Source organism: Tsuneonella dongtanensis, assembly GCF_001698205.1.
GTDB classification, from domain to species: Bacteria; Pseudomonadota; Alphaproteobacteria; order Sphingomonadales; family Sphingomonadaceae; genus Tsuneonella; species Tsuneonella dongtanensis.
Window position 1 is genome coordinate 636,448 of sequence record NZ_CP016591.1, and the last position, 14,622, is coordinate 651,069.

The window sequence follows — 14,622 nt, forward strand, 5'->3', positions numbered from 1 at the left end:
AGCACATTTGCCGTCATGCGCCAGCGGGAACGGGCTTGCGCGATGTCCGTTTCATCGCCCGAGGCGCGGGTTGGGCGCGCTCGCCTTCCGGCGTGTGCCACCAGCGGCGCACCACCGAACGAACATGAGAAAAAGGGGAATACCCATGCAGATTTCGCGCAAGATCACCGCAGGCTTTGCCGTGCTGTCGATGCTGACCGTTTCGGCCTGCGTCACCGATCCCAACACCGGAGAGAGGAAGGTTTCTCGCGCCGCGATCGGCGGCGTTGGCGGATCGGTCGCCGGTGCGCTTCTCGGCGGACTGATCGGCGGCAAGACCGCGCGTATCGCCGGTGCGGTCGCGGGCGGTGCGCTCGGCGGCTATGTCGGCTACCGGATGGACCAGCAGATCAAGGAACTGAAGGAGCAGACCGCAGGCTCGGGCATCGACGTCAGCGAGACCGACGGCGGCCAGGCCATCCTCGTCAACCTGCCCGACGGCGTGACCTTCGCCACCGGCAGCTACTCCATCAACCCGGGCTTCCAGACCCTGCTCGACCGCGTGGCCGCGAGCCTGCAGCAGTACCCGAACAGCCTCGTCGACGTATACGGCCACACCGACACGGTCGGCTCGGCCACGTCGAACCAGCGCCTGTCCGAACAGCGCGCCCAGGCCGTCTCCAACTACCTCATCGGTCGCGGCGTCAGTTCGGCGCGCATCCGCTGGATGGGCTTCGGCGAGACCCAGCTCAAGGTTGCGACCGGCGACAACGTCAACGAACCGATGAACCGCCGCGTCGAAATCAAGATCATTCCTGTCACGCAGCAGGAAGCCAACTCGGCGATGTAATCCAGCTTGAAGTGGTCGCACACGAAGGGCCGGTCTCCGCAAGGGGGCCGGCCTTTTTCGCGAGTGGTTACCCTGCGATCGCCTTCGCCCGCTCGGCCAGGCGCTCCACCGCGGCATTGTGGATGCCCGGCGCGCTAATCAGCAGGCCGAAGGCACGCGGATCGCGCTTGTTGTAGGCGAGCGGGCGCCCGAAGGCGTCGGTCGTCGCCGCGCCTGCCTCGCGTGCAATCAGCGCGGCGGCGCCGATGTCCCATTCCCAACCCCAGCGAAGCGTAGCCAGCAGGTCCGCCTCGTTCGCGGCGACCATCGCTGCGCGCAAGGCGATCGAGTTCGGCTTGTCGACCATGGCGAGATCGCGGTCGTCCTTCGGCAAGGCATCGGTCGGCACGCGCGCGCCGGCGAAGTCCGCGCGGCTCGAGGCGACCAGGCGCTCGCCGTTGCGCCATGCCCCCTGGCCTGCGATCGCATGCCAGAATTCATCCCGGGCCGGTGCCGCGAGCGAGCCGATGAGCGGGCGACCGCCGCTGATGAGCGCGACCGACACCGCCCACCCGGTCCGCCCGCGGATGAAATCGCGCGTTCCGTCGACCGGATCGACCAGCCAGATCAAGTGCTTGCCGAGCCGGGTGAAATCGTCGGCGGTTTCCTCGCTCAACCACCCGGCGGCGGGCAGCAGCGCGCCCAATTCGCGCTTGAGGAAGGTGTCCACCGCGATGTCGGCCGCGCAGACCGGGTCGCCGGGTTTCTTGTCCCATGATTCGAGCGTGTGACCCGCACCCGGCCACATGCCGAGCGCGATCCGCCCGGCCTCCTGGACAATCTCGTCGAGACGCGCGGCATCGATCATCGTCGGCCATTGCAGCGTGCCCGCGCCCTTTTCAAGCGCGCCGATCCATGCTTAGGCCGCCCGAAATCGTCATGGCGATTCCACGCCCGTTACCGGAAAGCTCCCGCTCCTCATGAACATCCACGAATACCAGGCCAAGGACCTCCTGGCGAAACATGGCCTCCCGGTTCCCGCCGGTATCCCCGCGCTTTCGGTCGAAGAGGCGGTGGCAGCAGCCAAATCCCTTCCGGGGCCGCTCTGGGTGGTCAAGGCGCAAATCCACGCGGGCGGGCGCGGCAAGGGCACCTTCAAGGAGTTGTCCCACGGCGCGAAGGGCGGCGTGCGGCTGGCAAAGTCGATCGAGGAAGTCGAAACGAACGCCAGGGACATGCTCGGCAACACGCTGGTGACCATCCAGACCGGCGATGCCGGCAAGCAGGTCAACCGCCTCTACATCACCGACGGGGTCGACATCGGCAAGGAGTACTATCTGTCGATGGTGGTCGACCGCGCGACCGGGCGCGTCGCGATGATCGCCTCCACCGAAGGCGGGATGAGCATCGAGGACGTCGCCCATGAGACTCCCGAGAAGATCACGACGATCGTCATCGACCCGGCACAGGGTTTCATGCCGCACCACGGCCGCTCGCTCGCATTCGGGCTCAAGCTGTCGGGCGACCTCAACAAGCAGGCGCAGAAGCTGGGCAAACAGCTCTACGATGCGTTCATGGCGCTCGACTGCTCGATGATCGAGATCAACCCGCTCGCCGAATCGGACGGCAAGCTGATGGTGCTCGACGCGAAGATGAGCTTCGATTCCAACGCGCTCTATCGCCACAAGGACATCGAGGCGCTGCGCGACGAGACCGAAGAGGACCCGGCCGAGGTCGAGGCGAGCGAGTACGACCTTGCCTACATCAAGCTCGACGGCAACATCGGCTGCATGGTCAATGGCGCGGGCCTCGCCATGGCGACGATGGACATCATCAAGCTGAACGGCGCGTTCCCGGCCAACTTCCTCGACGTGGGCGGCGGCGCGAGCCGCGAGAAGGTGACCGCGGCTTTCAAGATCATCCTCAAGGACCCGGCGGTCGAAGGCATCCTCGTCAACATCTTTGGCGGGATCATGAAGTGCGACGTGATCGCTGACGGCATCGTCGCCGCGGCGAAAGACGTGAACCTTTCCGTGCCCCTGGTCGTTAGGCTGGAAGGCACGAACGTCGAGCAGGGCAAGGCGATCCTGAACAATTCGGGCCTGCCGATCGTCAGCGCCGACGACCTGGGCGATGCCGCGCGCAAGATCGTCGCCGAGGTCAAGAAAGCGGCCTAGTTGACGTTAACGTAAAGGTTATCTAGACGGCGCGGCGACAGCGCCGAAGTGACAAGGAAGATGCCATGAAGATCCTCGTCCCCGTAAAGCGGGTGATCGATTACAACGTGAAGCCGCGGGTCAAGGCCGACGGTTCGGGTGTCGATCTCGCCAACGTCAAGATGAGCATGAACCCGTTCGACGAGATCGCGGTCGAGGAAGCCCTGCGCCTCAAGGAAAAGGGCGCGGCGACCGAGGTCGTGGTGGTGTCGATCGGTCCCGCCAAGGCGACCGAAACGCTGCGCACGGGCCTTGCGATGGGCGCGGACCGCGCGATTCTGGTGCAGGTCGATGACGGCACCGAGGTCGAACCGCTGGCGGTAGCCAAGATCCTCAAGGGCATCGCGGATGCGGAAAGCCCGGGCCTCGTGATCCTCGGAAAGCAGGCGATCGACGACGATTCGAACCAGACCGGCCAGATGCTCGCCGCGCTGATGGGCCGTCCGCAGGGCACTTTCGCCAACACCGTCGCGGTCGAGGGCGACCACGTGACCGTGAAGCGCGAAATCGACGGCGGCCTCGAAACGGTGAAGCTGAGCCTTCCCGCGATCGTCACCACCGACCTCCGCCTCAACGAGCCGCGCTACGCCTCGCTGCCCAACATCATGAAGGCGAAGTCGAAGCCGCTCGATACCAAGTCGCCCGCCGACTACGGCGTCGACGTGAGCCCGCGCCTGAAGACCCTCAAGGTCGCCGAGCCGCCGGTGCGCAGCGCTGGCGTCAAGGTCGCCGACGTCGACGAACTGGTCGCCAAGCTCAAAGCCCTCGGCATCGCCTGAGCTCGAACGGGAAAGGATTGAAGCAATGAAGACTCTCGTTCTGGTCGAACACGACAACGCCTCGGTGAAGGATGCGACTCTCGCGGTCGTCACCGCCGCCGCGAAGCTCGGCGAAGTGCACCTGCTGGTCGCCGGCAAGGGCTGTGCGGGCGTGGCCGATGCCGCCGCGAAGATCGCGGGCGTGGGCAAGGTCCACCTTGCCGACGATGCCGCGTACGAGCACCAGCTGCCCGAAAACGTCGCGCCGCTCGTCGCCGATCTCATGGGTCACCACGACGCGTTTCTCGCGCCGGCGACCACCACCGGCAAGAACATCGCGCCGCGCGTCGCCGCGTTGCTCGACGTCATGCAGATTTCCGAGATCATCGGGATCGAGGGCGACAAGACCTTCACCCGGCCGATCTATGCCGGCAACGCGATCGCCACGGTCGAAAGCTCCGACCCCAAGCTCGTCATCACCGTGCGCGGCACCGCGTTCGACAAGGCGGCGAGCGAGGGCGGGTCGGGCGCCGTCGAGGCCGTCAGCGGCCCCGCCGACGCGGGCACCAGCAGCTTCGTCGGCAGCGAACTCGCCAAGAGCGAGCGGCCCGAGCTGACCAGCGCCAAGGTGATCGTCTCGGGCGGCCGCGCGCTGAAGGACGCGGAAACCTTCCAGCAGGTCATCCTGCCGCTCGCCGACAAGCTCGGCGCGGGCGTCGGCGCGAGCCGCGCGGCGGTCGACGCGGGCTACGTGCCCAACGACTATCAGGTCGGCCAGACGGGCAAGATCGTTGCGCCGGAAGTCTACATCGCGATCGGCATCTCGGGCGCGATCCAGCACCTTGCCGGCATGAAGGATTCCAAGACGATCATCGCCATCAACAAGGACGAGGATGCCCCGATCTTCCAGGTCGCGGACATCGGCCTGGTTGGCGACCTGTTCAAGATCGTGCCGGAGCTGACCGACAAGCTTTGAAAAGGCTGTTGCATTGTTCGTTCCCCGCCGTATTCCTACGGCGGGGAGCGCAACATGCTGAAACGATTGACGATTGCCTTGGCGACCTTGCTCGCTCCGGTGCAGGCCGCTTCGCAAGAGGCACCGGTTGTCCTCAAGCCGAGTTCGAAGTGGTACATGGATTACGGCGAGGGGCATTGCCGCCTCGCGCGCCAATTCGGGGCCGATGCGGACAAATCGGTCTTCTACCTCGAGCAGTATGAGCCCGGCAGCCACTTCACGGTGCTCGCCGCGGGCAAGCCGTTCCGCATCGAGGCGAGGCGCAAGCCGACGCTGCGCTTCGGATCGGGCGGGGCGACCGTCGAATCTGACAAGGTCCGCGGATCGACGATGGGCCCATACGGCGAAGGCGTCCTGTCGACCGGGGTGTCGCTGCTGCCCGAACCGGACACCGGTCCGAGCAAGCCGTTCGCCCCCTTAGGCTCATCGAATTACACTCCCGATCCCTTGGAGACATTTCTCGAGCCCGAGGCGGTCAAATCCATAAGTTCGTTCGAGCTTCTCGATAAGGGCGCACCGGTCGTGCGGCTTTCACTGGGATCTCTGGAACAGCCGATCGCGGCGATGAACGCCTGCACGGAGGAATTGATCACGCATTGGGGGCTCGATCTGGCCGAGCATCGCGGAAGGACGCGGGCCCCTTACCCGAAGAACAATCCGGGCGAATGGATTGGATTCAACGAATACCCGAGCGATATGCTCCGCGACAACAAACAGGGCATTGTCTGGTTTCGTCTCGATGTCGACGCGGCGGGAGAACCGACGGCCTGCACCATCCAGCAGGCGACAGATCCGCCGGAATTCGGCGGGGTCGTGTGCCGTCTGATCATGAAGCGGGCGCATTTCCATCCCGCGCTCAATGCGCAGGGTCAGCCGATGAAGTCCTATTGGCGCTCGTCGGTCAGGTTCGAACTGGCGAATTAGCGACGCGGCTGAATACCTGCACCGGGTTATCCGGCGCCAACTCGGTCAGCCGGGTGGGTTCGAAGCCCAGTCTGCCAGCCAGCTTGTTCGACGGCGCGTTGTCGGGGTGGATGATGCACACGACCTCGCGCGGGCCGTGCGTTGCGTCGAACCACGCCAGCGCCGCGTCCATCGCCTCGCGGGCATAGCCCTTGCCGGCATGGTCGGCGGCGACGATCCACCCGGCTTCGGGCTTGTCGTCGAAATCCTCGCCGAGCCCACGCCAGGTATGGAACACGCCGCAGTTGCCCACGACCGGTTCCTCGCCCCTCGAGCGGACCATGAAACTGCCGTAGCCGTGGAGCTGCCAGCTCCCCGCGTTGCGCATGAAGCGGGTGACATGGTCGACCCGCGACGGTGTCGCGCCGAAGTAACGCCAGGTGCGCGGGTCCTGCATGATGGCGAACATCTGCGGTTCGTCGCCCGGCTGCGGCCGCCAGAGCTCGAGCCGTTCGGTGGTCAGGAGCGGCGCGTTGTCGCGCAGCAACGGCTCGCTCACAGTGCGGCCTCGACCGCATGGATGGTCACGCCCACCAGTCCGCCGACGAGCGTGCCGTTCATGCGGATGAACTGGAGGTCGCGGCCGACCGCGCTTTCGATCCGGTCGGTCACCGTGTGCGCGTCCCACCGCTTGACCGTCTCGGAAACCAGGCGGACGATCTGCCCGCCGTAACGGGTCGCGACACCGACCGCCGTGCGCCTGGCAAACCGGTTGATCTGGACCTGAAGGCGCGGGTCGCCCTGTAGTGCCGTACCGAGGTCGGCGATCGTATCGGCGAACGCGGCGGACAGGCCGCCGCCGGGCTCTCGCGCCGTCTTGAGCAGGCCGCCGCGGATGCGCTCCCAGACGCCGAGCCACCACCGGCCGACGACCGGATTGTCGAGCAGGTCGTTCTTCGCCTTTTCGACCCGCGCCTGCATTTCCGGATCGTGCAAAAGGTCGTGGGCCAGCTGCGCCAGCCCTTCCTCCAACTTGCCGCGCAAGGGGTGCTCGGGATCGACCAGCACTTCGGCCAGCAGCTTGTAGAGCCCGTCGAGCACCGAGTTGGCGAGCTTCTCGTCGAGGCCTGTCCAGCGGACGAGGCCGTTCGCCTTTTCGTGGATCATGGCGCGGATCATGTCCTCGTTCGCCTCGATCGTCAGGCCGGCCCAGCGGATCGCGGAATCGATGAGCGGAAGGTGCCGCTTGTCCGCGATCGCGGCGGTCAGGAGCTGGCCCGCCAGCGGTGCGATCTCGACCCGCGCGGCAATGGTCTTGAGGCCGCTGCGCATCTGCGACCCCAGCCGTTCCGGATCGAGCGATTCGAGGAATTCGGCGATCAGTTCGCCTGCCCCCGCGCGGATGCGCTCACCGGTATCTCCCTTGGCGGGCGCGGCGAGATACTCGCCTGCAGCCTTCGCCAGGTTCATGTCCTGCATCCGCCGGGCGACGACCGCGGGTGTCAGGAAGTTGTCCTGGAGGAACTGCGCCATCGTGTCGGCGATGCGATCCTTGTTCTCGGGAATGATCGCGGTGTGCGGAATGGGCAGGCCGAGCGGGCGGCGGAACAGCGCGGTCACCGCGAACCAGTCCGCCAGCCCGCCGACCATTGCGGCTTCGGCGAAAGCACGCACGTATCCGATCGACGGATGGAGGCCGAGGTACTGGCCGGCCAGGACATAGATGCCCGCCATCGCGACCAGCAGGCCGGTCGCGGTGCGGCGCATCGTCGCGGCGCGGTCTGGCAGTGCGCGGGTGCCCCCCATGCGCTGCCAACGCGGGAAGAGCGGACGGGTTTCCCCGGTCACTCGGCCGGAAGCGCTGCCGGCGCGGCGCTATCGCCGTGCTTGGCGGGATCGTAGGTGAGGAACTTGCGCCGCATCCACGGGCCCATGCGCTTCTCGAGGCTGTCGGCAAGGCTGAAGCCTGCCGGCACGATCAGCAGGGTGAGCACGGTCGACAGGATCAGGCCGCCGATCACCACCGTGCCCATGGGCGCGCGCCAGGCTCCGTCGCCGGACAGCGACAGCGCCGTCGGGATCATGCCCGCTGTCATCGCCACGGTCGTCATCACGATCGGCTGCGCGCGCTTGTGCCCGGCATCCATGATCGCCTCGAACTTGCGCGTCCCCGCCTCCATCGATTCGATCGCGAAGTCGATCAGCAGGATCGAGTTCTTCGACACGATCCCGAGCAGAAGCAGGATGCCGATCAGAACCGGGAAGGACAGCGGCTGGCCGAAGATGTAGACCAGGAACACGCCGCCGAGCGGTGCAAGCAGCAACGAGCACATGTTGACGATCGGGCTCATCAGCCGCTTGTAGAGCAGCACCAGCGTCGCGAAGACGAGCAGGATGCCCGCGACGAGCGCGATCTGGAAGTTGGTCAGGAGCTCGTTCTGCAGCTCGTCCTGGCCGACCTGGTCGCGGATCACGCCCTGGGGCAGGTCCGCCAGGGTCGGCAGCTTATTGATCTCCTCCATCGCGTTGCCGCGCAGCACGCCTTCGGCCAAGTCCGCGCCGATGAAGACGCGGCGGTTCTGGTTGTAGCGCTGGATGCTCGTCGGGCCGGCACCGAAGGATATCTCGGCCACGCGCCCGAGCGGAACCGACGCGCCGCTGGCCGTCGGGACCGGCAGGTTGGCGATCGTATCGATGTCCTGCCGCGAGTCCTTGGGCAGCTTGACGCGGATGGGGATCTGGCGGTCGCTCAATGAGAACTTGGCCGCGTTCTGCTCGATCTCGCCGAGGGTCGCGATGCGGATGGCCTGGCTCAGGGCGACGGTGGTCACGCCGAGGTCGGCGGCGAGATCGGGACGCGGACGGATCAGGATTTCCGGACGCGGGATGTCGGCCGAAATGCGCGGAGCGACGATCGAGCGCACGCCCTTCATTTCCTCGACCAACTTGCCCGCGGTGCCCAGCAGCAGGTCGGGATCGGACCCCGCGAGCATGATGGTGATGTCGCGCCCGCTCCCCGGCCCGCCGGGGCCGCCATCGGCCTGAAAACGGACCCGTGCGTCGGCGAAGCGCGCGAGGACGGGCGCGAGTTCGCGCTCGAACTCGAACGACTTGCGCTCGCGATCGGGCTTCAGCGTGATGTAGATCGTCGCCTGGCCTTCGCGGACGCGTTCGAGCGCGCGCAGGACCTCGGGCTGCTGGTAGAGCAGCGCGGCGACCTCGTCCGCGACCCGCTCGGTCGATTCGAGCGTCGTGCCGGGGACCATCTCGATCTCGACCCGGCTGTTGTCCTGGTCGGTCTCGGGCTCGAACTGGAAGGGCGTGTTGCTGATCAGCAGGACGGTGAGGATGAACGAGAAGTAGCCGAGCGCGATCATCCAAACCCGCCGGTCGAGGAAGCGCGCCGCAAGGTAGCGCCAGTTGTCGCGCATGGCCGCGCCGAACCGGCTGATCAGGAAGCCGACGACCTTGAACACGATGAACCCGGCGACGAAGCCTGCCAGCACCGCGACAATCAGCTGGAAGAACGCGATCGGACGATTGATCACGTCCCACAGGACCGAGTTGCGGTCGGAGGCAACCAGATCGGCGATTGTTTCCGGAACCTCGAGCGCGGACATCGCCTGGTAGCTGCCCATGACTCCGGCGCCAGCGACGACGATGAGGAGGAGGCAGAATACGATCAGAGCGGGGATGTACAGGAACCGGCGACGCGGCCCCGGCAGGCCGGCGCGTGCCGCGACCATTTCCGACTTGTCCAGCGACCACGCAAGAACGCGCATGTAGCGGTCCATCCACGGCCCCTCTCCATGCTCGGCATGCCCCTTCGCCTCGAGGAAATAGGCTGCGAGCATCGGCGTGATCATGCGCGCCACGGCGAGGCTCATGAGCACCGCGGCAACGACGGTCAGACCGAAGTTCTTGAAGAACTGCCCGGTTACGCCCGGCATCAGGCCGACGGGGAGGAAGACCGCGACGATGCAGAAGCTGGTCGCGACCACGGCAAGCCCGATCTCGTCGGCCGCGTCGATCGACGCCTGGTAGGCCGATTTGCCCATGCGCATGTGTCTGACGATGTTCTCGATCTCGACGATCGCGTCGTCGACCAGCACGCCCGCGACCAGACCCAGCGCAAGGAGGGACATCTGGTTCAGGTTGAACCCGAGGAGGTCCATGAACCAGAACGTCGGGATCGCTGACAGGGGGATCGCGATCGCGCTGATTACCGTGGCGCGCCAGTCGCGCAGGAAGAAGAACACCACGACGACCGCAAGGATCGCGCCTTCGATCATGGCGGCGAGCGATGTTTCGTACTGGTCCTCGGTGTACTTCACCGTGTTGAACAGCGGGATGAAGCGGACGCCGGGATTTTCCTTCTCGATCTTGGCGATGACTTCCTTGGCATCGTTGAAGACCGTCACGTCCGACGCGCCGCGCGCGCGCGACATCGCGAAGTTGACGACTTCCTTGTCGCGCACCTTGCTGATCGAGGTCCGCTCGGAATAGCCGTCACGCACAGTGGCGACGTCGGCGAGCTTGATCGTGCCGCCGCGAGCCGCCCGTATCTGCCGCTGCGACAACTCGTAGGCGGTGTTGTTGCTGCCCAGCACGCGGACCGACTGACGGGTGCCGCCGACTTCGGCCCGTCCACCTGCCGCGTCGAGGTTGTCCTGGCGCAAGAGGGCGTTGATCTGCCCCGCGGTCACGCCAAGCGCCTGCATCCGCGCCGGATCGAGGATCACCTCGATCTCGCGGTCGACGCCCGCGAAGCGGTTCACGCTCGCCATGCCCTCGATCGAGAGGAGTTGCTTGGCGACCGTATCGTCGATGAACCAGCTCAGCTGCTCGATCGTCATGTCGTCGGCTTCGGCGGCGAAGATGCCGAGGAAGCCGCCAGCGATTTCCGCCTTGCTGATGCGCGGCTCGAGGATGCCGTCGGGCAGGCTGCCCCGGGTCGCGTCGACCGCGTTCTTGACCTCGGACACGGCCGCGTTGACGTCGGTTCCGACCTCGAACTCGACGAAGGTGCTCGAATTGCCCTCGCTGGCGGTCGAAGAGATATTCCGCACGCCCTGGAGCGAACGGATCGACGCTTCGATCTTCTGCGTGATCTGGTTCTCGATCTCGGTCGGCGCGGCGCCGGGTTGCGAGATGTTGACGCTGACTCCCGGGAACTCGATGTCGGGATTGTTGACCACGTCCATCCGCGCAAAGCTCAGCAGGCCCGCGAAAAGGAGGGCCGTGAACATGACCAGCGGGATCACCGGGTTGCGGATCGACCACGCGGAGATGTTGCGGAAGTTCATGATCGGGCCGCCTTGCTATTTCTTCTGCAGGCGCGGCGACACCGTCTCGCCTTCGGTGAGGAAGCCGCCGGCGCGCAGCACGACGCGTTCCGTGCCGTTGAGGCCGCCGACGATCGCGATGCCCTGGTCGGTTACCGTGCCGGTTTCGACCGACCGGCGGACCGCCTTGTTGTCCTTGCCGATGACGTAGACGTAGCTGCCCTTGCCGTCGGCCAGCACGGCGCTTTCGGGCAGGAGCGGCGCTACGATCGTGCCGCTGTTGATGGTCGCCGTCGCGAAGCCGCCGGGGCGCAGCGCCCTGTCGTAGGACAGCGCGATCCGCGCCGTGCCCTGCCGTGTCTGGGGGTCGACGGTGGGCGACACCTGCCAGATCTGGCCGGAAAACTTCCGGTCGCTGCCGACCGGGGTCACCTCGGCCACGTTACCCGGCGACAGCTTCGCGAGCTGCGCTTCGTTGACTTGGGCGAGCAGTTCCATCTCGCCGCCCTGCGCGATGGTGAAAAGCGGTTGTCCACCGGCGCCGACGGTCTGTCCGGGCTCCACGCTGCGCGTCAGCACGAGGCCGGAGGCGGGGGCATAGATGTTGAGCCGCGCGGTACGTGCCTGCAACTCGCCGAGCGTCGCCCGCGCCACGCCGACGCGCGCGCGCGCGGCGTCGCGGTTGGCCGTCAGCCGATCGATATCGGCTTTCGAAATGAAACCGCGCTCGACCAGCCTCGAAGCGCGATCGAGATTGGCTTGCGCCAGGTTGAGGTCGGCCTGCGCGACCCCGATCTGGGCTCGCGCGCCCTCGATCTGCTGGTTTTGCACCGAACGGTCGATCGACACGAGGACCTGGCCCTGGCGCACCCAGTCACCCTGGTCGACAGGTACCGAAACGACCCGGCCGCCCTCGCCGACCGAACCGACCGGCAGTTCCCGCCGCGCGGCGAGCGAGCCGTTGGCGGTGATCGTCCCGGCGATCGTGGTGCGTCCGGCAGTCACCACCGTGACGACGGGCACCTGGCTGTCGTCTGCCGGCGCGGCCTCGGTCGCGGTTTTCGCATAGAGATACAGGGCAACCATCAGGCCGATCACGGCAACGATCGCCCAGATCGCCCACTTTTTGCGGCGCTTCGCGTTTTCGTCCGCGCCCTCAAGCGATTGCGCGAGGTCTTCGTGCCCCATGACCGTCGTTTCGTAGTTCATGATCCCTGCCTTGCAGACCGAGCGGGTGTGTTACACGCATAGGTCACCACGCGCAAGCATGCGTTCGAACGGCCATAGACTTGCCGATGGGGTTGAGCAATCGCGGCCTCGACAGGCGACCCGCCTGGGCCGACGAGCGGTCAATCGCGAATGCGGTAGATCTCCAGGCGTCCGCTTCCGTCGACGGACACCGGGTCGAGCCAGGCGGGCGCTCGGTGATCGAGCAGGTCTGCCATGAAACCCTCGGGAGCCGCGGCAAGGTAGCGCGCCGGTTCCGCGAGGTCCGGGCACAGAGCGATGTAACGCGTTCCGCGCTTCGCCAGTGCCGTCCGCGCCGCCTCGGGGTTGCCGAGGAATGCAGCGATCGCTGTGTGCATCCCTGCGCCACCGCGATGATGGCCGGTCGCCACTACGCTATGGTGGGTTTCCAGAAGCAGTTGCGGTCCGATATCCAGCGGCGCGAGAATCTCGCCCGGGGGAAGCGCGTTGAGCAGGTCCGCGCTGTCGCCGATCCGGCACGCGGACACGCGTGGCCCGGCAACGCTTCCGATGGAGGCTTGTGCAGGACGGGCCAGTGTGAGGAGCGTGAGCGGCATTGCCGGGAGCAGCGCGAGCGCCATTCCAGCCATCACCAGCGCGCGCTTCGCCGGCCGCCGACGATTGCGTGCCGAGCGCAGCCATTCGCGCACCTGCCAGCCCAGCGGCACCGCCGAGAGCGCTCCGGCAACGGCTCCGGCGCGCACCACGAAGAGCGAGACGGCGAATGCGGCAAGCAGGACGAGCGCGTAGTCATGCCACCAGCCGCGCAGCCACCCTCCGCTGCGGCCGGCGAGTTTCACGCAGGCCACCAGAGCGACCATCGGAGGAATGACAACCTGAAGCGCAACGTCGAGCGTCTGGTCCCATACCGACAGGCCCTCTCCCACGCCGGTGTACCAGAAGGCATGGGCGAGCGGGTCCAGCTGGCTGAACGCGCCGGTCGTGCAGGCCGGTGCGAATGACTGCAGCGTCACGAAACCCAGTCCCGCGATCAGCCCGAATCCGGCGAGCTGGGCGAAACGTGGGAGCGGCTCGAGCCGGGCCATCCCGGTGGCGGCGAAAGCGCCGATCACGAAAGTCCCGATGTGCACCGGGCTGATCGCGTCGCAATGCTGGGCAAGGTCGCCGAAGCCGCGGGTCAGCGCGAACACCCCCAGCGAGCCGGCGGCCAGTCCCTGCATCGTTCCCACGAACCAGGCGCTCTCGTGGCGGTCGCGCAGCCAGCGGATCGCGGTAATCCCGCAGATCGCGGCGACGAGCGGAAGGCCCTCGATCGAGATCGCGAGCCAGATCGCCATGACCAGACCGGCTATCCATCCGCCGAAGATGGGGCGCCGCGCCATCAGTGCGTTCATCACCGCCAGCGCGCAGACGATCTGCCAGCCATGATGATCGATGCGCATCGGGCGAAGCTGCTCGATGACCGGCACCGACAGCGCCATGGCGAGGCAGGCGAACCCGGCGGCTTCATCGCCAAGAAGGCGCCAGGCGATGCGCCCGGCGAGCAGCAGTGCGACGCCGAAGGTCAGCAGCGGGATCGCGATGAGAGCGGTCATCTCCGCCGCGTCCGGGCCCACCATGCCCTTGAGGAGGAGGATCAACGCGGCGATCGGCAGGTCGACGAGCCGTGACCAGTGCATCGCGACCCCGCCGTTGGCGGCGTCGATGCGGTACTGGGTCACGTCGAACCAGCTCTGGCCCGCGATCAGGTCGCGCACCTGGATCAGGCGCAGGGTGTCGTCGGGGTCGGGAAAGCGATAGGCGAGAATGGCGGCAAGGTTGGTGACAAGCAGCAGCGCGGAAATCATCGCCCACGCAAGGACGACGCGCAGCAGGAGGTCCGGCGTGAACGCCGGCCGCCGCCTTTCTACGAAGATGCTCACGCAGCCCCTTCGGACGCGCGGAAGACGACCTTGTTGCGAAGCATCCAGGTCACCGCGAAGCTTATCACGATCGCCGCGAGCTTGGCCAAGCGGGGATCGATCCCGGCGAAGGTGGCGACGCCGACGATCATCGTCGTGAGGGCGAGGCCGACCAGCGCGGACAGCACGAACAGAGCCTTCTGCCGATTGCGGGCCTGCCCGCGTTCGGCAACGGTGTCGGCAAAGACCGCCCGGCTGGAAAGCAGCCAGTGAGCGGCGATGCCGATGGCGTAACCGAATGCGCCCGCCGCTGCGGCGGGCACCGCCAGGGCAAGCAGGGCAAGGAACGCGCCGAGATCGACCGCCAGGGCGCCAACGCTCGCCAGGCCGTAACGCACAAGCCGGGTGTCGGCGATCCTCAGAACTCTGGTTACCATCGCGTTCGACCCCCTCGAAAGCATGTCATGTGCGCGCGCGGACCGGAGCAGTGTCGGGCAATTCGGTTAAGGATTGCCCAACGCCGCTCC

The 14,622-nt window shown here is 66.6% G+C and carries 12 protein-coding genes; 5 read left to right on the forward strand and 7 right to left on the reverse strand.

Annotated features, from left to right (window positions below; genetic code table 11):
- Window positions 1-145: 145 nt before the first annotated feature.
- Window positions 146-829, forward strand: a complete 684-nt coding sequence (locus tag A6F68_RS03155) for a YiaD family glycine zipper/OmpA-like lipoprotein (protein WP_067676210.1) — start codon at window positions 146-148, stop codon at window positions 827-829.
- A gap of 67 nt (window positions 830-896) precedes the next feature.
- Here the strand turns inward: A6F68_RS03155 and A6F68_RS03160 are convergent, their stop codons facing one another.
- On the reverse strand, window positions 897-1,676 hold the full coding sequence (locus A6F68_RS03160; protein ID WP_067676218.1) for a 3'(2'),5'-bisphosphate nucleotidase CysQ: 780 nt from the start codon (window positions 1,674-1,676) through the stop codon (window positions 897-899).
- A 112-nt stretch (window positions 1,677-1,788) separates the two neighbouring features.
- Between A6F68_RS03160 and sucC the strand changes: the two genes are divergently transcribed.
- The 4 genes from sucC (at window position 1,789) to A6F68_RS03180 (ending at window position 5,721) form a co-directional block, all read left to right on the forward strand.
- Complete coding sequence (gene sucC, locus A6F68_RS03165; RefSeq protein WP_067676221.1) at window positions 1,789-2,985, forward strand: ADP-forming succinate--CoA ligase subunit beta; 1,197 nt, start codon at window positions 1,789-1,791, stop codon at window positions 2,983-2,985.
- A 65-nt stretch (window positions 2,986-3,050) separates the two neighbouring features.
- Window positions 3,051-3,803 carry an electron transfer flavoprotein subunit beta/FixA family protein gene (locus A6F68_RS03170; protein WP_067676223.1) on the forward strand — a complete coding sequence of 251 codons (753 nt, stop codon included), beginning with the start codon at window positions 3,051-3,053 and terminating at the stop codon, window positions 3,801-3,803.
- A gap of 25 nt (window positions 3,804-3,828) precedes the next feature.
- Window positions 3,829-4,758, forward strand: coding sequence for an electron transfer flavoprotein subunit alpha/FixB family protein (locus tag A6F68_RS03175; RefSeq protein WP_067676226.1), 930 nt, complete (start codon window positions 3,829-3,831; stop codon window positions 4,756-4,758).
- A gap of 54 nt (window positions 4,759-4,812) precedes the next feature.
- Window positions 4,813-5,721: an energy transducer TonB gene (locus tag A6F68_RS03180; RefSeq protein WP_084001552.1), complete on the forward strand. Its 909-nt coding sequence runs from the start codon at window positions 4,813-4,815 to the stop codon at window positions 5,719-5,721.
- Here the strand turns inward: A6F68_RS03180 and A6F68_RS03185 are convergent.
- The 6 genes from A6F68_RS03185 to A6F68_RS03210 form a co-directional block, all read right to left on the reverse strand.
- A complete protein-coding gene (locus tag A6F68_RS03185; protein ID WP_232308187.1) occupies window positions 5,699-6,259 on the reverse strand; it encodes a GNAT family N-acetyltransferase in 561 nt (186 codons plus the stop codon). The two genes, A6F68_RS03180 and A6F68_RS03185, sit on opposite strands and share 23 nt — an antisense overlap.
- Window positions 6,256-7,467 carry a DUF445 domain-containing protein gene (locus tag A6F68_RS03190; protein WP_067681957.1) on the reverse strand — a complete coding sequence of 404 codons (1,212 nt, stop codon included), beginning with the start codon at window positions 7,465-7,467 and terminating at the stop codon, window positions 6,256-6,258. Before A6F68_RS03190 ends, A6F68_RS03185 begins: the two co-directional genes overlap by 4 nt.
- 77 nt (window positions 7,468-7,544) lie before the next feature.
- Window positions 7,545-11,006, reverse strand: coding sequence for an efflux RND transporter permease subunit (locus A6F68_RS03195; RefSeq protein ID WP_067676231.1), 3,462 nt, complete (start codon window positions 11,004-11,006; stop codon window positions 7,545-7,547).
- Window positions 11,007-11,021: 15 nt separating this feature from the next.
- Complete coding sequence (locus A6F68_RS03200) at window positions 11,022-12,194, reverse strand: efflux RND transporter periplasmic adaptor subunit (RefSeq protein WP_067676238.1); 1,173 nt, start codon at window positions 12,192-12,194, stop codon at window positions 11,022-11,024.
- A 140-nt stretch (window positions 12,195-12,334) separates the two neighbouring features.
- Window positions 12,335-14,116 (reverse strand): hypothetical protein, encoded by a 1,782-nt coding sequence (locus A6F68_RS03205; protein ID WP_084001555.1) that lies wholly within the window; start codon window positions 14,114-14,116, stop codon window positions 12,335-12,337.
- The gene (locus A6F68_RS03210; RefSeq protein WP_084001879.1) at window positions 14,113-14,532 is read right to left on the reverse strand and encodes a GtrA family protein; all 420 of its coding nucleotides are present in this window, start codon (window positions 14,530-14,532) and stop codon (window positions 14,113-14,115) included. The genes A6F68_RS03205 and A6F68_RS03210 overlap by 4 nt, the downstream gene beginning before the upstream one ends.
- Window positions 14,533-14,622: the final 90 nt, after the last annotated feature.